Annotated in this window: 12 protein-coding genes; 10 read left to right on the forward strand and 2 right to left on the reverse strand. The window is 64.5% G+C overall.

Annotated features, from left to right (window positions below; all coding sequences use genetic code 11):
* The first annotated feature begins 27 nt into the window (after positions 1-27).
* From GXP39_10850 to glnA (GXP39_10860), 3 genes are all read left to right on the forward strand, one after another.
* Entirely contained in the window at positions 28-525 is a 498-nt protein-coding gene (locus GXP39_10850; GenBank protein ID NOZ28533.1) for a hypothetical protein, read from the forward strand.
* A gap of 153 nt (positions 526-678) precedes the next feature.
* Positions 679-2,292, forward strand: coding sequence for a hypothetical protein (locus GXP39_10855; protein ID NOZ28534.1), 1,614 nt, complete (start codon positions 679-681; stop codon positions 2,290-2,292).
* Between the two features lie 268 nt (positions 2,293-2,560).
* Positions 2,561-3,901, forward strand: a complete 1,341-nt coding sequence (gene glnA, locus GXP39_10860) for a type I glutamate--ammonia ligase (protein NOZ28535.1) — start codon at positions 2,561-2,563, stop codon at positions 3,899-3,901.
* Between the two features lie 232 nt (positions 3,902-4,133).
* Here glnA (GXP39_10860) and glnA (GXP39_10865) read toward each other — a convergent pair whose 3' ends face one another.
* Together glnA (GXP39_10865) and GXP39_10870 are read right to left on the reverse strand one after the other, a co-directional pair.
* Positions 4,134-5,564 carry a type I glutamate--ammonia ligase gene (glnA, locus tag GXP39_10865; protein ID NOZ28536.1) on the reverse strand — a complete coding sequence of 477 codons (1,431 nt, stop codon included), beginning with the start codon at positions 5,562-5,564 and terminating at the stop codon, positions 4,134-4,136.
* Positions 5,565-5,708: 144 nt separating this feature from the next.
* On the reverse strand, positions 5,709-9,353 hold the full coding sequence (locus tag GXP39_10870) for a glutamine synthetase adenylyltransferase (protein NOZ28537.1): 3,645 nt from the start codon (positions 9,351-9,353) through the stop codon (positions 5,709-5,711).
* Positions 9,354-9,908: 555 nt separating this feature from the next.
* Here GXP39_10870 and GXP39_10875 point away from each other — a divergent pair.
* The 7 genes from GXP39_10875 to GXP39_10905 all read left to right on the forward strand — a co-directional run bounded on the left by GXP39_10875 (position 9,909) and on the right by GXP39_10905 (position 19,070).
* Complete coding sequence (locus GXP39_10875) at positions 9,909-10,946, forward strand: LacI family transcriptional regulator (protein ID NOZ28538.1); 1,038 nt, start codon at positions 9,909-9,911, stop codon at positions 10,944-10,946.
* Between the two features lie 66 nt (positions 10,947-11,012).
* Positions 11,013-12,413 carry an ABC transporter substrate-binding protein gene (locus GXP39_10880; protein NOZ28539.1) on the forward strand — a complete coding sequence of 467 codons (1,401 nt, stop codon included), beginning with the start codon at positions 11,013-11,015 and terminating at the stop codon, positions 12,411-12,413.
* Between the two features lie 238 nt (positions 12,414-12,651).
* Positions 12,652-13,575 carry a sugar ABC transporter permease gene (locus tag GXP39_10885; GenBank protein ID NOZ28540.1) on the forward strand — a complete coding sequence of 308 codons (924 nt, stop codon included), beginning with the start codon at positions 12,652-12,654 and terminating at the stop codon, positions 13,573-13,575.
* A 10-nt stretch (positions 13,576-13,585) separates the two neighbouring features.
* Entirely contained in the window at positions 13,586-14,464 is an 879-nt protein-coding gene (locus GXP39_10890; GenBank protein ID NOZ28541.1) for a carbohydrate ABC transporter permease, read from the forward strand.
* Between the two features lie 59 nt (positions 14,465-14,523).
* Complete coding sequence (locus GXP39_10895) at positions 14,524-15,918, forward strand: hypothetical protein (protein NOZ28542.1); 1,395 nt, start codon at positions 14,524-14,526, stop codon at positions 15,916-15,918.
* A gap of 128 nt (positions 15,919-16,046) precedes the next feature.
* A complete protein-coding gene (locus tag GXP39_10900; protein NOZ28543.1) occupies positions 16,047-17,210 on the forward strand; it encodes a hypothetical protein in 1,164 nt (387 codons plus the stop codon).
* 81 nt (positions 17,211-17,291) lie between these two features.
* Positions 17,292-19,070: an FAD-dependent oxidoreductase gene (locus GXP39_10905; protein ID NOZ28544.1), complete on the forward strand. Its 1,779-nt coding sequence runs from the start codon at positions 17,292-17,294 to the stop codon at positions 19,068-19,070.
* Positions 19,071-19,076: the final 6 nt, after the last annotated feature.

Raw genomic sequence — 19,076 nt, forward strand, 5'->3', positions numbered from 1 at the left:
CACAGTTTTGGCCGAAGGAGCTCTCCTATGGATCAAAAGATCAGTAAGAATGGACATAGCCGCTGGGAAGAAGAGGATCACATCATTCGAACGGAGCTGGATCCGGTTCTCCTCACGCAACTGCAGATGCTCCAGGGGAAGACGATTCAGGGGCTGGCTCTGTGGGCGAACTCTATCGCCGATGAGGAGCTGGCCGAATTGGACGAGGACATGACTCCGGAGAATCGCGTCTTCGTGGATTTTGATTTATATTTGGAAGGGCATATCCTGATGGAGGTGTATGCGGCTTCCTTATATCATGGCGTCGATGAGAAGCCCGTGGTAGGATTGGAGACCATCGCCAATACCCTGGCCCGTATGACCGAGCGGGGGGCCACCCTGGGCAACGTGACCACGGATGAGGCCGAGGGGCTGGTGTTGACGTTGACCACCCGTGAGGGTGAGGAGACCCTGATCGTGGCCCCGAGCGGCTGGGCGCTCGGGCACTGGGATGAGCTGCCGGACGACGAGCTATGGCTGGCATGAGCTGCCTGTATTCGCTTCCGTTTGTGGGGTGAGCTGGCGTCTGGATCCTGTACGCTTTCTCCATCTGACGAACCATACTTGAGGGCACACGCGCTGACGCGGAGCCGGGGGCAAGGCTAGCCCCCGGCTTTCCATTGCGTGGGGGTGATGCGGGTGAAGGCAACGAACGAGGTAACCGTAAGAGAGGTGTGGCGTCTGGCCCTTCCGGAGGAGACGGAACTCCTGGCGGGGCACGCATCTCTGGATCGCGTGGTCAGTTGGGCCTGCGCGATGCGCCCGATCCCGCCTGCCTTTCCCCGCCTGGAGGGCCATGAGCTCGCCTTGATCAACGCCGACGACTTGCGATATCTGGATGATCTCCCGCTGGCGCAGGTCATACGCGGGTTGCATCAGGCGAACGTCTCCGCCATTGCGGTGCTCGGCCCCGTGGACGAGGCGGCGATCGCCGTCGCCCAGGAGACGGAGATGCCCTTGTTCGCTCTGCCCGCTGAGATCATGATCGCGGCGGTGGAGCGGGAGATCATTCGGCTGATCGTGGATCGTGAGGCCTCGCTGGAGCGCTTCCGCTCTCAGATCGCTCATCAGTTGGCCGAGATCGCCATGGCCGATCGTGGCTGGAGGGCTCTGGCCGACGCATTGGCTCGCGCCAGTCGCAAGACCGTGGTGATTCAAGACGCCATGCTGCGCGTCTGCGGACTCGGCTCCGGGCCAAGCCCACAGTTGCCCCTGCAGGTGGGGGAGGTGGACGGCCTCGTGGAGCCCACGGTGCTCCCCGCCGGCGACGGCGATATCGGCCGGCTGGTGTTCCCCATCTGTGTCGAGGGGGAGGTCGTGGGCTATCTCTCCCTGTTGGGCCCGCCCGGCGGATTTGATGCCAGTGACCGCATCGTGGCCCAGGAGGGCGCGTTGCACTGCGCGCTGCAATTGGCGAAGGAGCGCGCCATCAGCGGCGCGGAGAGACAGCGACGCGCCCGGTTTCTGGCCGATCTGCTGAGCGGGCGGGAGCTGGATCCCATCGTGCTGGCTCGCCAGGCAAGTGCCTTTCAGTATGATCCCAGCCCGCCGCAGATCGTGCTCACGCTGGGCACGGTGAAGGGGGAGGGGCCGGACGCGGAACATCTGGCTCGCAGGGTGCAGGAGGAGTTGACACATCGTCGGGTGGCGGGCTTTGTGGCCGTGCGGCCCGCCTCGACGGCGCCCGTGCTTGCCCTCTTTCCCCTATCCGGCGAGGCCCCGGCCCGCGCTGGGCGGCGTTTGGCTCTTGCCCTCCTGGAGGCCCTGGCACGTCAGTTCCCCCAGATCGCCCTGGTGGGAGGGCTCAGTCGCCCCTTGTACACTCTGCGTGAGGCCAAGGAGGCGGTCGAGGAGGCGGAGCAGGCCTGGTCGCTGGGGTGTCGTCTGGTGAGCGACCAGCCGTTCCAGCTTGTGGATGCGAGCGAGCTGGGGGTATACCGACTGCTGCTGCCCCTGGAGGGGACCCCGGCCCTGCGCACCTTCTATCAGGAGACCCTGAGCCTGTTGGAAGCGTACGACCAACGTCACGGCACGCACCTTGTGCACACCCTGGAGGTGTATTTCTCCCAGTTGGGGAACCTGAGCCGCACGGCCGAGGTGCTGCACCTGCATCGCAACACGTTGATCTATCGCCTGGAACGCATCTCCGCCGTCCTGGGCGTCGACCTGGAGGACGCCGAGGTACGCCTGCGGCTCCAGCTCGCCCTGAAGGTTCGGCAGCTTCTTCGGGAGAGGGCTCGACGGGAGGGTTGATCGGCTGGGGAGTGATGGAGGATCGACCGGCGCCCCTGCCGGCTTGTGAGAGGAACGCTTCGTCGCCTGAGATATGTGAACATTGCCCAAGCGCCGTATCCCTTTTTCGGTCCCTTTGCCCCTGGCGGGGTCGGGCCCCGGTGGCTAGACTGCAAAGCGCATCATGGCGCGGGAATGGGCCCGGCGCTCTGGGGTGAGATGGCCATCGTGTGCGTGGTGACGATTCCTGTCCATGGCCTATGAGAATGCAATAGCAAGGAGGCTAGGTATGCAGCAGGATTCCGCCGATGTGGAACGAGTGCAGGAGATCATCGAGCGGGCGGGCGTGCAGTTCGTCAACCTGCAATTCACGGATATCGTGGGCAGCGTCAAGCAGGTGACCATTCCGATCAGCGAGTGGGACGTCGCCGTCAAGTACGGCATCTGGTTTGACGGCTCCTCCATCGAGGGGTTCGCTCGCATCGCCGAGAGCGACATGTATCTGACCCCGGACCTATCCACCTTCGCGGTGATCCCCTGGGAATCGGAGGGATTGGTCACCGCCCGCTGCATCTGTGACGTGCACACGCCCAAGGGGGATCCCTTCACGGGAGACCCGCGGTATGCCCTGAAGCGGGTCATGGCCGAGGCCGAGGAGATGGGCTTTGTGTATCACACGGGCCCGGAGCTGGAGTTCTTCCTCTTCCGTCTGGGGCCGGACGGCTCGCCGACGACGACGCCTCATGACTTCGCGGGGTACTTCGACGTCTCCACTGACCTGGCTCACAAGGTGCGGCGACAGATGGTGGAGGCGCTGAACGGGTTCGGCATCACCGTGGAGGCGGCGCATCACGAGGTGGCCACGGGCCAGCATGAGATCGACATCCGATACGGCCCGGCGCTGACCACGGCGGACAACGCGGTCACGTTGCGGGTGGCGCTGAAGGCCATCGCGCAGCGCAATGGGCTGTACTGCACCTTCATGCCCAAGCCCGTCGCCGGCATCAACGGCTCCGGCATGCATACCCATCAGAGCCTGACCCACAAGGATACGGGCGAGAACGCCTTCGCAGATCCCAACGATGAGTACGGGCTGTCCATCATCGCCAAGCAGTTCATCGCGGGCCAGCTGGCGCATGCCCGCGGGATGGCCGCCGTGATCGCGCCACTGGTCAACTCCTACAAGCGGCTGGTCCCTGGCTACGAGGCGCCGGTGTATATCTCGTGGGCGCGCATCAACCGCTCCGCTCTGATCCGAATCCCGCGCACCAATCCGGGTCGCCTGGAGGCCACGCGCATCGAGCTGCGCTGTCCGGATCCTTCGACGAACCCCTATCTGGCCTTCGCCGTGATGCTGGCCGCCGGTTTGGATGGCATCCGGAAGGGGATGGAGCCTCCTCCGCCCGCGGAGGAGAACCTGTACGAGATCGACAGCACTCGAAGCCGGCTGCAGATGATGCCCGGCTCCCTGGAGGAGGCCCTGGCCGAGTTGGAGAAGGACGAGGTCATTCAGGCCGCGCTGGGCCATCACATCTTCGAGCGGTTCATGGAGGCCAAGCGGATCGAGTGGGAGGAATATCGGGTCTCCGTCAGCCAGTGGGAGTTGGAGCGCTATTTGCCCATTTACTAAGGGCGTGGGGGAATCCCCTCCACACCTCCCCCTGTGGAGCATGCCGCTGAGGGATGCCCTCAGATGCTTTGCTGTGGACAAGGAAAGGCGGCGGGCTTCCTGAAGGAAGCTCGTCGCCTTTTGCGCCCGGCCTGGTCCCTCCCGGTAAGATCGGATCAGGCCCGGGCATGGAGGCTGCCGCAGGCTGAGCGTCGCTGCTCAGCCCACGGCAGGCCGATCCAGATCCCGTGGATTAGATGTCGAAGTAGAGGTAGAACTCGTACGGGTGCGGCCGGAGCCGAATCGGGTCCACCTCGCGCTCCCGCTTGTACGTCAGCCAGGTCTCGATGACATCCGGCGTGAAGACGTCGCCCTTGAGCAGGAACTCGTAGTCCTGTTCCAGCGCGTCCAGCACCTCGGCCAGGGAGCCGGGGGTGGACTCCACCCGCGCCGCCTCCTCCGGCGGCAGATCGTACAGGTCCTTGTCGATGGGCTCACCAGGATCGATCTGGTTCTGGATGCCGTCCAATCCCGCCATCAGCATGGCCGCGAAGGCCAGGTAGCCGTTGCACGAGGGGTCCGGGAAGCGGAGCTCCACTCGCTTGGCCTTCGGGCTGGGCGAGTACATGGGGATACGCACCGCCGCCGAGCGGTTGCGCTGCGAGTAGACCAGGTTGATCGGGGCTTCGAAGCCGGGCACCAGGCGGTGATAGGAGTTCACCGTCGGCGCGCAGAACGCCAGCAGCGATGGCGCGTGCTTCAGCAGGCCGCCGATGTAGTATCGGGCCATGTCGCTCAACCCGGCGTATCCGCTCTCATCGTAGAAGAGGTTGGTATCGCCCTTCCAGAGGCTCTGGTGCGTGTGCATCCCCGATCCGTTGTCCCCGAACAGCGGCTTGGGCATAAAGGTCGCCGTCTTGCCGTACTTGCGGGCGACGTTCTTGACGATGTACTTGTACTTCATCAAGTTGTCCGCCATCTGCACCAGCTCGGCGAAGCGCATGTCGATCTCGCACTGCCCGCCGGTGGCGACCTCATGATGATGCGCCTCGGTCTCCACGCCCGCTTCGAGCATGGTCAGCACGATCTCGCTGCGGATGTCCTGCAGTGTGTCGCTGGGCGGCACGGGGAAGTAGCCCTCTTTCGTGCGCGGCTTGTACCCCAGGTTGGGGTTCTCCTCCCGGCCGGTGTTCCAGCTCCCCTCCACCGAGTCGATGTAGTAATAGCCGTAGTTGGTGTCCTGAGCGTAGCGGATATCATCAAAGATGAAGAACTCGGCCTCCGGCCCCCAGTAGCTCACGTCCGCGATGCCGGTGCTCTTGAGGTAGGCCTCCGCCTTCTGAGCGATGTATCGCGGGTCGCGAGTGTAGTTCTCGCGCGTGATGGGATCACGCACGTTGCAGATGAGCACCAGCGTGGACGCGGCCCGGAACGGATCGAAGAAGGCGGTCGTCGGGTCCGGGATGAGCAGCATGTCGCTCTCCTGGATCTGCTGGAAGCCGCGAATGGACGACCCATCGAAGCCCAGCCCCTCGCTGAAAGCGTCCTCATCCAGTGCGCCCGCCGGTATCGAGAAGTGTTGCCAGATCCCCGGCATGTCGGTAAACCGGAGGTCCACTATCTGCACGTCGTGTTCCTTGATTACGGCTAAGACATCCTCTGGTGTGCTGCACTGAAGCGGCATGTGTACGACTCCTTTCGCTTCTGGATAGGATTAGGCTTCATAGCAAAGCCTCGCCAGGATAACTATAAGACAACCGGGCCGCGCCGACCACCTTCAAAGTGGCCAAATAGGGCGCCTCCCGTTTGTACAACCTGCATAAACCCCTCACTGCAATAAGAACGCGTTCAGATCACGGACGTATGCGGTGTGGCGGACCAGATCGGCGTGGAGCCGCTCCACGTCTCCCCCATATCCCAGCCGGCGGGCCAGGAACGCGAACTCCTCACTATCCGTGGGGGGGACCGTCAGATCCTTGGCGTTTCCCCGCACCATCCGCAGCGCGTTGATCAGCCGTCTCAGGAAGATGTGGGCCTCCCGAAGCCGCCGGAACTCCTCGGCTGAGAGGATGCCCGCCTCCGCCAGCGCCTCCATGGCCTCTCGCGTGTTGGTTCGACGCAGCGTGGGGTCCTGGTGCCCGTGGGTGATCTGCAGTCCCTGGACCAGGTATTCCAGGTCCACCAGGCCGCCCGGGCTGAACTTCGCGTTGAAGGTTCCTCCCGTGACGAGGTGTCGGATCTGTCTCTCGCGCATGGCGCGCATGGCCTTGACGTCGAACGGCTCGCCGCTGTAGACGAATTGGTCTCGCAGCGCCTCGATGTGTTTGCCCAGCTCCGGGTCCCCGGCGATCGGCCGTAGCTTCACCAGCGCCTGGCGTTCGTATGCCCACGCGGGGCCGCCCGGGCCGAAGTAGCGCCGAAAGGCCTCCAGCGAGACGGCCATGCTGCCCATGCGGCCGTAGGGGCGCAGTTGCAGATCGATCTCGAAGATCCCCTCTCGTCGTGCCCGGATCGTCTGCAGGAACGCGTATACCAGTCGCTCGTAATACTCCGCTGTGGTGATGACGCGAGGCCCCGTGGTCTCGCCGTTACCGGCGAAGATGAACATCAGCTCGATGTCGGAGGCGTAGCCCAGCTCTCGCCCGCCGCACTTGCCCAGCGCGCAGACGCTCAACGGAGCGGGCGTCCCGTCCTCCAGGAGGGGATCCCCGTACTGGGCCCGCAGCTCCTCGTCGCACAGGCGATAGGCCGCCTCCACGATCACCTCGGCCAGCTCCGTCAGCTCACCGGAGAACTGCCCGAACTCGGTGATGTAGCCCAGGATATGCCGCATGTCGATGCGGAACATCTCCCGGTCCTTGAAGGTGTTGAGCACCTCCCGGCGGGCCTCGTAGTCCGGGGCCTCCCGGAGAGCGTCCGCCAGCTCTCGGCGCCACTGCTCCTTGGTCTTGGCCTGTGCCAGCGCATCGACGTCCCGAACGACTGGGAAGAGGTTGTCGTGCTGCATGCGGAGGAAGTCCTCCCACAGGAAGTCGCTGACGCCCAGCAACCTGGCCAGCGCCTCCAACACCTCCGGCCTCTCCAGGGTGGTCAGCTCGTCAGGCCAGTCCGGCCGCATGAAGAGCTGCCCCACGAAGTTCCGGAAGTGGAGCAGGGCGGATTCCGGGTTGGGCGAGCGCGGCAACAGGTGCGTGAAGTGCTTGACCAACACGGCCGCGGCGCGCAGCCGGCGTTGTCTGTCCGGATCGGTGATCTTCTGCCCTCGGGCATCGGTGACGTACAGCGTGTCACGCACGCGATTCCCGACCGAGTCGATGGTGACCCGGGCGATGTAGATGCCGATGAGGGCCAGCGCGTTGGTGAACTCGTACAGGAAGCCGATGGTGTCTGGCGCGTCGATGCGGAGGACGGTATAGCGCTCGGAGGCCTCGTTGTCGATCTCGATATCGACCGGGTACAGCGGCGCCGTGGCGCTGGGGATCTTTCGCAGCGCGTCGGCGACCCGCTTCGCCAGCTCGCCCTGGGCCTCCCGCTGTTCCCCGGCGTCCAGCCGCCGCAGGAGAGCCTCCAGATCCTCCGCGTATCGCGCCCAGGTCTCCGGGGAGACCTCCCCGTGCACGGGGTGCACAGTGAACACGTCCACGATCTTGCGCCGGGTCTCCGCGGATGGCCCTCCCGTGGACAGGCGTGGCCGGGGCCGCGCCCGGCGGGAGGATGGCGTCGAGCTCGGCCGTGAGTCGGCGGAAGGCTCCGAGAGCGGCTCGTATGTGAAGACCTGCCCGTCCAGGATGTTGAACCCGTACACGAACAGCAGCCCACAGATCAAGGAGAGCTCGCCCAGGTAGTCGTATGCCACGATGGTGACGCGCCATTGCCCGTCCTCGCGAGGCTCCGCCTCCACCTCGGCCAGGTTGTCCTGGCCGAGCCGATCCGCCAGCGCGATGTGATGCTCGATCTCGCGATCGCTGAAGGTGGCGATGTACGAGGGGCCCATCCGGGCCAGGTGTCGTGAGCCATGGTCGGAGGCAGGCCGGGGATTTGTATTCATCGCTCGCACGCTTTCCCTTCCCTCTAGATATCGCTGGTAGACGGCCCGGATCGCCGCACTGTGCTGCTGGTATCGGGCGACGAGCTGCGCGCCGGCTTCGGCCCCCTGGAATCCCAGCCGGCGGGCCAGATGGGCCAGCCCCTCCGCGTCGTCCGGGAGCGCATGGGTCTGCTGGTAATGCATCAGTTGCAGATGGTGCTCGATGGTGCGCAGGAAGATGTAGCCCTCCAGCAGAACGTCGTATTCGTCCTCGGGGAGGAACCCGGAAGCGCGTAGCCTGGACAGGGCGTCCAGCGTGTTGTGGCTGCGGAGATCGGGGCGGCGCGCGCCATATCGCAGCTGGAGGTATTGGGTCACGAACTCGACATCACGGATCGAGCCCTGGCCGAGCTTGACCTCGCCCCACTCCCGCCCACGCTGACGCAGTTGGGACTCGATGCGCTCCTTCATGGCCCGCATGTCCGCTCGCGCCGCCTCTCCCGTGATGTCGTAGATCAGCGGCGTCGCTCGATGCAGGAACTCCTCGCCGACGTCCTCATCCCCGGCGATGACGCGCGCTTTGAGCAGCGCCTGCTTCTCCCACAGCCGGGCGTGTTGGTGCAGGTAGGCGATATACCCGTCGATGGAGGAGACCAGTGCCCCGGAGCGGCCCCACGGGCGCAGCCGCATGTCGACGCGATAGAGGAATCCCTCGGACGTGATCCGGGACAGCGCCTCGATCAGCCGCTGCCCCAGCCGCCGATAGGCCATGGGGCCCGAGCGCGCCAGGAACAGCAGATCGATGTCGGAGCTGTAGTTCAGCTCCTGGCCACCCAGCTTGCCCAGCGCCAGGACGGCGAACCCCTCCGTTGGGGTGTCGGTCTGCTCCGCGGCGATGGCCAGGCAGGCCCGAACCAGGCTGTCGGCCAGGCCGGAGAGCTGATCGGTGACCGTGGCCAGGTCCAGCAGGCCGAGGAGGTCGCAGGTGCCGATGCGCAGGAGCTCCCAGCGCTGAAAGCGCCTCAGCGCGTCCAGCCGGGCGTCGACCTCGGCGAAGGGGGCGATGGCCTCCATGGCCTCCGAGTAGAGCCCTTTGACGTCTTTGGGCTGGGCCAGCCGCCTGTAGGCGATGAGCCGCTCGAAGTACTCGGGGGTGCGCAGGAGGATCTCCGTGAGAAACTGGCTTCCGGCGAAGAGGGTGGCGAGTACCTCGATGGCCCGGGGGTTGTCGGCGAGGTAGCGGAGCAACGCCTGGCGATCCGGGGCGCTTTGGACGAAGCGCTCCAGGTTCACCAGCACCCGGTCGGGGCTGGCGACGCCTTGCAGGGCCGTCAGCAGGGTGGGGAGGCATTCCAGGAACGCCTCTCGTCCCTCCGCCCGGCTGGCGAGCCTGCGCAGGCAGCGGGCGGCCGCCTGCCAGTCGACGAAGCCGACAGGCGCCAACATGTCGCGTATCACATCACCATCGAGCGATTCGCGTGAACTCAGATCATGACCGAGCGCGAATCCCGCAAAAAGCATAGCGATTGGGATTATAGGTGAAAACGCCGGACGCGTCCAATGCCGGATGTGTCGCAACTGTTCACCGTTGGGATGAAGGAACCCGGGGGCTTGCCACAGTGACTTTGACCGGTTGTCCTGAACTCCCTCCACCCCCTGGCCCCCGCCTCCTCCGGGAAGGGAGGACTTCGGGGGATGGGGACCGAAGCGAACGCCGGCGGCGCGCCAAGGGACCACTTCAGGGCGAGCCAACACGGTGAACCGTACCGGCTGCCGAGCCCTGATGATCCAAGAAGTCCATCGGAGTCGCCGGTGTTGCAGATTTGTTGCAATCTTGCGAGAACCCGTTGACATGTTTCAGGATGGGCGCGACAATGCTTTCAAGGTAGATGCTCGTTCCAAAACAGGATGGTCAAGCCGTTCTCGTGACCTCTGCCGTCTTGCGATCCTCCCACCTGTTTGACCATCTCCACTGTCCTCGGTACGGTAAGGGGTTTCCTCGTGCGTGTGACGTTGCGTGATATCGCCCGTCAGGCCTGCGTTTCGACCTCCACCGTCTCTCGGGTGTTGAACGGATATCCCTATGTGAGCGAGGCCACGCGTGCGGCGGTGTGGCAGGCTGCCCAGGACCTCGGGTATCCTCTGAATGCCCTGCGCCGTCCCCGCCAGGCGGCTCGCATGGTGCTGATGCTGGCGTACTACACAACGGCCTCATATGACAAGCCGGACATGTATTCCGTCGGCGGTTATCTGGAGCGCATGGTCTCCTCCGGCGCGCAATCGATCTTCGAGTGTCACGGCGTTGCGACCCGGATTCAACGCACGAATATGCGGGCGGAGGAGGCGCGCCAGTACGCGGACGATCCGGCGGTGACCGGGCTCATCCTGATGGGCGGGGTCGTCGATCGTGATTTCGTGCGAAGCCTCCAGGCGTTGGGGGTTCCCTTTGTGATCGCGGGGGCTCACGTCCTGCCGCTGCGCGTCAACTGCGTCATGGCGGATGTCTTCCATGGCATGGAACAGGTTGTGGCCCATCTGATCGAGAAGGGACGCCGGCGCATCGGCCTGGTGAACGGCCCGCCCACGACGACGACCAGCGAGGAGAAGTACAAGGGATTTCGCCTGACCCTCTGCGAGCATCATCTGCCCTTCTCCCCAGAGCAGGTCATCTCAGCCGAGTTCACGCCGGAATCCGGCTACGAGCAGACTCAGCGATTGCTTGATCAGGCCCAGGACCTGGATGCCATCGCCTATGCTCATGATGCCATGGCTTTGGGTGGGCTGCGGGCGATTCGCGAGCGCGGCTATCGGGTGCCCGACGATATCGCCATCACGGGATTCCACAATGAGGAGATCTCTCGTTTCACGGATCCTCCGCTGACGTCCGTCCACTTCGATGCGCGCCTGCTGGGCGTCATCGCGGCTCGCCGGTTGTGCATGATGATCGAGGAACCGGACGGTGAACAGTGGCATGTCTTGTTGCCCACGTCCCTGGTCGTTAGGGGGTCTACGGGGAGTCATCCTTCGCCTGCGGGGTAGGCTCGTACGGCGGTGGTCCCATGCCCCCTTCTTTCCCCATGAGTTGTGATTTCAGGAGGAGACGCCATGGTTAGCAAGAATCGGACGAGGCAGGGGTTGACCCGGCGCGAGTTCATGCGCCTGATCGCCTTGACCGGGGCGGGAGCATGGGTGGCCGCCTGTGCGCCCGCGGCGCCGCAGGCGCCGGCTGAGGGAAAGGCCCCGGCGGCGGAGGAGGGCGGCGAAGCCGAGCGCCAGCCGGTGACGCTCCGCTTCTGGCACCACTGGGGTGGCAATCGCGTCCCCCTGATGGAGGAGCAGATCAATCGCTTCATGGAGAAGTACCCATGGATCACGGTGGAGGTGACGTTGCAGCCATGGGATCAGCGGCTGGAGAAGATCCTGACCGCGGTGGCTGCCAATGATCCCCCCGACGTGACCATGTTGGGGCGACATGACATGCCGTCCTTCGTGGAGCAGAACGCCCTGTTGCCGCTGGATTCGTGGATGGAGCGTGACGGCGTCACCAAGGACCTCTTCTACGAGGCGGAGTTCAAGGGATGCCAGTACAAGGGGAAGACGTGGATCCTGCCCCTTCCCACGGGCGGGGCGCTGGATCTGGTGTGGCGCAACAAGCGCTGGTTCCGGGAGGCCGGGTTGGACCCAGAGAAGCCGCCAGAGACCTGGGATGAGCTGGAGGAGGTGGCCAAGGCGCTCACGGTGGTCGAGGACGGCACGCTCAAGAGAGTTGGCATCAACGTCCTGAGCGTAGGCGACGGCCGCCCCTTCTTCCTCTGGCTCTACAACAACGGCGGCACCTGGATCAGCGAGGACCTCAGGACGATCCAGTTCAACAGCCCGGCCGGGCTGGAGGCCCTGAAGTGGATGGTCAACTTCACGAACGACATCAACGGGGGCGCTGAGGAGGTGGCCGCTTTTTACAGCCAGACCGGCGAGTGGGAGAACGGGCCGTTCTACAACGACTACGAGGCCATGCAGATCAACGGGTCGTGGGAGTTCTTCAAGATCAAGGAGTACGCCCCGGACATGATCCCCGACCTGGGCGTGAGCGTTGTGCCGCATGGTCCCAACGGCGAGTCCCACGGCCTCGCCTATGGCGGATGGGGCTACGTGATCCCGCGCGGCGTGGAGCATGAGGAGGAGGCGTGGCTCCTGGTCAAGTGGCTGACCACGGAGAAGGACGGCGCCTGCTGGTTCCTGCAGCAGCAGAAGCGCCCTTCACCGCTCAAGTACTGCAATGAGGACCCGGCCTCCGGCGAGGGCAACCCGCTCTGGAACGACATTTTGAGCGTCATGAGCCAGGATGTTTGGGTGCCCATCACCCCCGTCCAGCCGCAGATCCAGCAGATCATCGGGCAGATGACCGAGGAGGCCACCTACGGCGTGCGCACGCCCGAGGAGGCCCTGCAGTGGGGCGCGGAGGAAGCGCAGCGCGTCCTGGATGAGTACTGGGCGGAACGTTCGTAGGCGCGTTCGGGCGGACCACGTCCCGTCCATGCGACGCGACATCTGGGCGCACCTGATCCTTTCAGGTGCGCCCGATCACATGTCTCATGCCCGGTCCTCCAGGGCGTGAGGGGGCGTGGCTGGTCGTCGGGTCGGCTTCGCTTCAGGTGGGCGTGGATTCGCCGTCGCGCCGCGTTTTTCCGATGGACTCGATCCATCGTCGGTCTTCCGACCTCGCAAGGAGTGGGCGATGCCAGCCATGTTTACCACGCGAAGGCACGGGGAAGCCTCATGGGGCAGCCTGTCCACCGCACGGCGCAAGGAGGCTCTTCTGGGGTATCTCTTCATCTCCCCCTGGCTTTTGGGCCTCCTGCTGTTCGTGCTCGGCCCCTTCGTCGCCTCACTCTACCTGAGCTTCACCACGTACTCGATTCTGCAGCCGGGTAAGTGGGTCGGGATCAACAATTACGTCAAGGCGTTCTCTCGCGAGCCGCTGTTCTGGAAGTCGCTGGGGAACACGGCCTACTATGTCGTCGGGGCGGTGCCGCTGCGCATCGTCTTGGGCTTTGCCCTGGCCCTGCTCCTGAACGTGAAGGTCCGTGGGCTGACCATCTGGCGCACGCTGTTCTACGTGCCCTCCATCACGCCGCTGGTGGCCACCACCGTGCTGTGGCTCTATCTGCTGAACCCCAAGTTTGGGCTCATCAACTACGCGCTGAGTCTGGCCCACATCGACCCGATCCCCTGGCTGACCAGCCCCAAGTGGTCGAAGCCGGCGCTGATCCTCATGAGCATCTGGTGGGTGGGCGGGAACATGGTGATCTTCCTGGCCGGCCTGCAGGGCATCCCGCAGCACCTCTATGAGGCGGCCGAGCTGGACGGCGCCAACGCGTGGCAGCGCCTGTGGAATGTCACGATCCCGATGATGACCCCCACGATCTATTTCAACCTGATCATCAACATCATCAACACCTTCCAGGTGTTCGTCCAGGCCTTCATCATGACCGATGGGGGGCCGCTGAACTCCACTCGCTTCTATATGCTCTACCTGTATGATAACGCCTTCCGCTTCTTCAAGATGGGGTACGCATCCGCCCTGGCCTGGATCCTGTTCCTGATCATCCTGGTGCTGACCGTCTTGCTGGTGAAATCATCGGATCGCTGGGTCTTCTACGGTGGCTAAGGGGGGAGCGATGAGCGTTGTAACAGGGGTGAGGCCGCGCCGTAGCCTGGGCAAGGTGTGGAGGCGCCGCATCGGGCTGGGGCTGACGTACCTGGCGTTGGCGGGGTTGAGCCTCCTCTTTCTGATCCCATTGTTCTGGTTGTTCACCTCCTCGTTGATGCCGTTGTCCCAGATCGGCAAGTGGCCGCCGGAGTGGATCCCTGAGCCCGTGCAGTGGGAAAACTACACCAAGGCGCTGAAGTTCTGGCACTTTGGCCGCAGCTTCAAGAACACGGCGATCATCACGGTGTTCTCCATGATCGGGGAGCTGCTCTCGTGCACGTTGGTGGCGTACGGGTTCGCCCGGCTGCGATTCCCCGGCCGTGAGCCTCTCTTCGTCATCCTCCTGAGCACCATGATGCTGCCGTTCGCCGTGCGCATGGTGCCCATGTACATCGGCTTCAGCAAGCTGGGCTGGGTGAACACCTTCCTGCCGCTCATCGTTCCGGCCTTTTTCGGGAACCCCTTCTATGTGTTCCTGCTCCGCCAGTTCTTCCTCACCATTCCGGAGGAGCTGGTGGACGCGGCGCGCATCGACGGCGCGTCGGAATTCAACATCTGGGCCCGGATCATGCTGCCGCTATCCGGCCCCGCCATCATCGTGGTCTCCATCTTCTCGTTTCAGGCGGCCTGGAACGACTTCATCGGGCCTTTGCTCTATCTGAACGACGAGCGGTTGCACACCCTGGCGTTGGGGCTGTACACCTTCACCGCCATGCCCGGTCAGGGGTCGCTTTACAACCAGCTCATGGCGGCCTCGGTGCTTATGGTGCTCCCCATGCTTATCGTGTTCGCCATCTTCCAGCGGTATTTCGTCCAGGGGGTGACCCTCTCGGGGTTGAAGGGATAGGCGCCATCGCCGCCGTCCGGTTCATTGGCATTATGCGCTATTGAAGGAGATGGATCCCCATGTCAGCAGATAGCCATCAGGTGAATGACCCGCTATGCATCAGCGGCGTCATCCCCGATCTGGCCGTGCGGGCGGACCTCTTGCCGGTCCGTTCCGAAGGCGGCATCGGCGCGCTCATGCCCTGGGCGAGCCGGCTGTGGTTCGTCACCTATGTCTCCCATAAGGCGAGCACCGGCGCCGGCACCGGCCTATTCGAGATCGACGATCAGTTCCGTATCCGCAAGCACCCGGAGAGCGTGGTCGGCACCTACGCCAACCGCATGATCCATCCCCAATCGAACCAGCTCATCATCGGCCCCCACGTGATCGACGTCCAGGGGCGGGTTCGCACGATTCAGAGGCTTGTCAACGTCCGACTGACCGCCACCATGGAGCACCTGGAGGATCCCGAGAATAAGGTCTACTTCCTGGGCATGGAGGGGGAGTTCATCGAGATGGACCTGCGCACGTTGTTTGCCCAGCAGCTCTTCGACTTGGTGAAGGAGCTGGATATCCCCCGAGGCACGTGGCCTCACTTCAAAGGCGGTCACACGGGACAGGGACGCGTCGTGGTGGCCAACAATCATTTCGATGAGGATGACTGGGCGAGCGGGAAGTCCGCGGGGCGATTGGCGGAGTGGGATGGAAACCGCTGGAGGGTCCTGGAGCGAAAGCCGTTCAATGAGGTCACCGGGCGTCGCAACTGGGGGCAGGTGGTCTTCGCCACCGGATGGGATCGGGCCTCCGCCATCTTGAGGGTCCTCATCGACGGGGAGTGGCAGACCTATCGTCTGCCCAAGGCCAGCCACACCTGGGAGCACGGCTGGCAGACGGAGTGGCCGCGCATCCGGGAGGTGGAGAGCGAGCGTTATCTGATGGACTGCAGCGGGATGTTCTACGAGCTGTCGCCGGTGCCCTTCGATGGCAAGGTCTGGGGCGTCCGGCCCATCGCCACCCATCTGCGCATCATCCCCGACTTCTGTTCCTGGCGCGGGCTTCTGGTCCTGGCGGGTAATCAGGTGACGCCCATCTTCGACGCGAACCTGCTGGCCGGCGAGCCCCAGGCCAACCTCTGGTTCGGCAAGACGGACGACCTGTGGCGGTTCGGCAAGCCCAAGGGATGGGGCGGCCCCTGGTGGGAGGCGAGCGTCACGGCCGGCGTCCCCTCCGATCCGTTCCTCATGACTGGCTTCGAGCATAAGGTGCTGCACCTGACGCATCAGGCGGATCACCCGGTCTCGTTCACGGTCGAGGTGGATTTCCTGGGCAATCAGACCTGGGCAGCTTATGATGTGTTCGAGGTGCCCCCGGGCGGGTACGTGCACCACGAATTCCCGGTCGGATTCAGCGCACATTGGGCCCGCGTGATTGCGGACGCGGACTGCACGGCCACGGCGTATTTCACGTACACCTAGCCGGGCGGTCCCCTTTACGGATATCGTCGGGCGGGGCGGTTCATGAACCGGATACAGGGGCGATTCATGGACCGCCCCCGCCTATAGAAAGGGAAGATCGATCGTGCCCGAGCGGAGGGAGAGCCCCTATGTCCCGTGAGCTGACCTCGCGTGAGCGGCTATTGCTGGCATTGCAGCGCAAGGAGCCCGATCGGGTTCCCATCTGGATGCTCTTTCCCAGGGAGCGGCTGTCCTACTACGCCGACGTGTATCACGAGCCCTCCTACGCGCCAGTGGTTCCCTACGTGCTCCAATATACGGACTTCTTCGATCGGCGCGGGTTCCAACGGCCACCGTTCCTGACCGCCGCCGCGGAGGAGCGGCACGAGGTCATCGAGGACGGGGAGTATACCGTCACCCGCCGGATCATCGATACGCCGCTGGGGCCGCTCGTCTCGCAGGTGCGGCGGCATCGGGATGGCAGCATCGCGCCGGGCGACATCTCCGCCTTCTTCCGGGAGATCGAAGACCTGGAGAAGGCGTTGTCCATCCCCTACGAGCCCTTCTCTCCGCCGCTGGACGAGTTCTGGGATGCGGCGGCGCGGCTGGGTGATGCCGGATTGATGATGGCGGATCTTGGCACGGCCGTCTCTATCCTGTATCATGCCACCGACACGCAGCAATTCGCCATCTGGACGCTCACGGAGATGGATGCGTTGGAGCGCTTCGTGCGTGCCATGCATCAGCGGTTGGAAGTCATGGTGCGTGAGTTGCTGGAACAGGGCGTGGGGCCGGTGTGGTTCCTGGTGGGCTCCGAGTTCGTCATCCCGCCGCTGGTGTCGCCTGCCGTGTTCGACCGGCTGGTGGCGCCGTTCGACGGTCGGCTGATCGAGATGATCCATGGCCACGGAGGGTACGCCATCGTCCATCACCACGGCCCGATCGACGAGCTGCTGGAGGGGATCGCGGACATGGGGACGGACGGCATCCATCCCATCGAGGCGCCGCCCCAGGGGAATTGCACCATGGCCGAGGCTAAACGCCGGGTGGGCGATCGGGTGTGTTTGATCGGGAGCGTGCAGTACGGCGATATCCAGCTCGGGACGCCGGAGGAGATCGAGGCGCAGGTACGGCAGACGATCCTCGACGCGGGACAGGGCGGCGGGCTGATCCTGGCGCCCACGGCCGGCCCGTATGAGCCGCAGATCACGCCACGCACGGCCGCCAATTATATCCGGCTTATCGAGGCGGGATTGCGTTGGGGAAGATATCCTTTAGCCGTTAGCAGGCAGCGGTCAGCAGTTAGCAAATAGCGGAAGGCGGGAAGCGTGGGGCGAGGGACCGTCGTAATCGTCCATCGTCTATTGTTCGACATCTGACCAGGGGGTTCGCGTATGCCTGTGGATCATCACCGATTGAGTTGTGATGTGGTGGTAGCTGGGGGGGGAATGGCAGGAGTATGCGCGGCCATCGCCGCGGCGCGGCACGGCGCGCAGGTCACGCTGATCCAGGATCGCCCGGTGCTGGGTGGGAACGCATCCAGCGAGGTGCGCATGCATATCGTGGGGGCGGATATCAGCGGCAGGCGCCCTCACGCCCGGGAGAGCGGCATCATCGAGGCCATTCGTCTGGACGACGCAGTGCGCAATCCACATCGCAGCGCATCGCTCTTCGACCTGCTGTTGTGGGAATATGTGCGTGACGAGCCCAATATCCGGCTGCTCCTCAACACCCAAGTGGACGGCGTGCGCATGGCCTCGCCCTCGCGCATCGCCGAGGTGCACGCCACGCGGCCTTCCACCGAGGATGCGTTCACCATCGAGGCGGGGCTGTTCGTCGATTGCACGGGGGATGGCCGACTGGGCGTCGAGGCCGGGGCGGAGTTCCGCATGGGCCGGGAGGGGCGAGACGAGTTCGGCGAGTCGTACGCGCCGGAGAGGCCGGATCGGCAGACGTTAGGGTCGTCCATCCTGTTCATCGCCCGGGATTACGGGCGACCGGTGCCGTTCCGGGCGCCGTCTTGGGCCCGCAAGTTCACGGAGGAGGATCTACGCCATCGGCCGCATGGGTCTTTCGAGTATGGCTTCTGGTGGATCGAGTGGGGTGGCGATCTGAACACGATCAAGGACAATGAGCGTATCCGGGACGAGTTGTGGGCCATCGCCCTGGGCGTGTGGGACCATATCAAGAACGGCGGCGATCATGGGGCCGAGAACTGGGCGCTGGAATGGGTGGGCATGATCCCGGGCAAGCGGGAGTCGCGCCGCTTCATCGGCGATTATATCCTGATCCAGCAGGATCTGGAGCAGAGCACGCTCTTCCCGGACCGGGTCGCGTTCGGTGGATGGCCCATCGATTATCACCCGCCGAACGGCATCGACCAGCCCGATCAGCCACCCTGCGTGCAGATCGATGTGCCGCTATATAGCATCCCGTTGCGCTCGCTCTACTCCCGCAACATCGAGAATATGATGATGGCGGGCCGCAACATCAGCGCCAGCCATGTGGCCTTCGCGTCGACGCGGGTGATGGCCACGTGCGCGGTGATGGGGCAGGCGGTGGGCACGGCCGCCGCCCTGTGCGTCCGTGACGGCATCACGCCTCGCGAGCTGGCGGCCGACCGCATTGAGGAGCTACAACAGCTTCTGCTGAAGGACGACGCGTACATCCTGGAACTGCCCGCGGATGACCCCGCCGACCTGGCGGCCGACGCGGCGGTGTCCGCATCCAGCCAGCGGCCGGGCTGCAGCGCCGAGCAGGTGCTGAGCGGGATCACCCGGCAGGTAGGGGACGTCTCGCATCAGTGGGTGTCCGATCCCGAGCAGCCCCTCCCTCAATGGCTCCGGGTGGACCTGCCGCGCCCCGCGCCCGTGGATGAGATCCACCTCACGTTCGATTCGGGGTTCATCCGCCCGTTGACGCTGACCCATGACGATGGGTTCAACGCTCGCATGATCCGAGGGCCGCAGCCGGAGACGGTGCGGGACTACACCATCGAAGCCCGGGTAGAGGGCGAGTGGCGCCGCGTGGTCGAGGTGAAGGGGAACTACCAGCGGAAGATCGTCCATCGCATCGAGCCGGTGACGGCCGACAGCGTGCGGCTGACGGTGCACGCGACCAACGGGGATCCGTCCGCTCGCGTGTTCGAGGTGCGGCTGTACGGGCCTCGATGAGAGGAC

The organism is Chloroflexota bacterium (assembly GCA_013152435.1).
Lineage (GTDB): Bacteria > Chloroflexota > Anaerolineae > DUEN01 > DUEN01 > DUEN01.

Excerpts from the sequence above, each read along its gene's own strand:
- GXP39_10850 (NOZ28533.1), top strand. The coding sequence starts at position 28 with ATGGATCAAAAGATCAGTAAGAATGGACATAGCCGCTGGGAAGAAGAG.
- glnA (NOZ28535.1), top strand. The coding sequence starts at position 2,561 with ATGCAGCAGGATTCCGCCGATGTGGAACGAGTGCAGGAGATCATCGAG.
- glnA (NOZ28536.1), bottom strand. The coding sequence starts at position 5,564 with ATGCCGCTTCAGTGCAGCACACCAGAGGATGTCTTAGCCGTAATCAAG.
- GXP39_10870 (NOZ28537.1), bottom strand. The coding sequence starts at position 9,353 with ATGTTGGCGCCTGTCGGCTTCGTCGACTGGCAGGCGGCCGCCCGCTGC.
- GXP39_10880 (NOZ28539.1), top strand. The coding sequence starts at position 11,013 with ATGGTTAGCAAGAATCGGACGAGGCAGGGGTTGACCCGGCGCGAGTTC.
- GXP39_10885 (NOZ28540.1), top strand. The coding sequence starts at position 12,652 with ATGTTTACCACGCGAAGGCACGGGGAAGCCTCATGGGGCAGCCTGTCC.
- GXP39_10890 (NOZ28541.1), top strand. The coding sequence starts at position 13,586 with ATGAGCGTTGTAACAGGGGTGAGGCCGCGCCGTAGCCTGGGCAAGGTG.
- GXP39_10895 (NOZ28542.1), top strand. The coding sequence starts at position 14,524 with ATGTCAGCAGATAGCCATCAGGTGAATGACCCGCTATGCATCAGCGGC.
- GXP39_10900 (NOZ28543.1), top strand. The coding sequence starts at position 16,047 with ATGTCCCGTGAGCTGACCTCGCGTGAGCGGCTATTGCTGGCATTGCAG.
- GXP39_10905 (NOZ28544.1), top strand. The coding sequence starts at position 17,292 with ATGCCTGTGGATCATCACCGATTGAGTTGTGATGTGGTGGTAGCTGGG.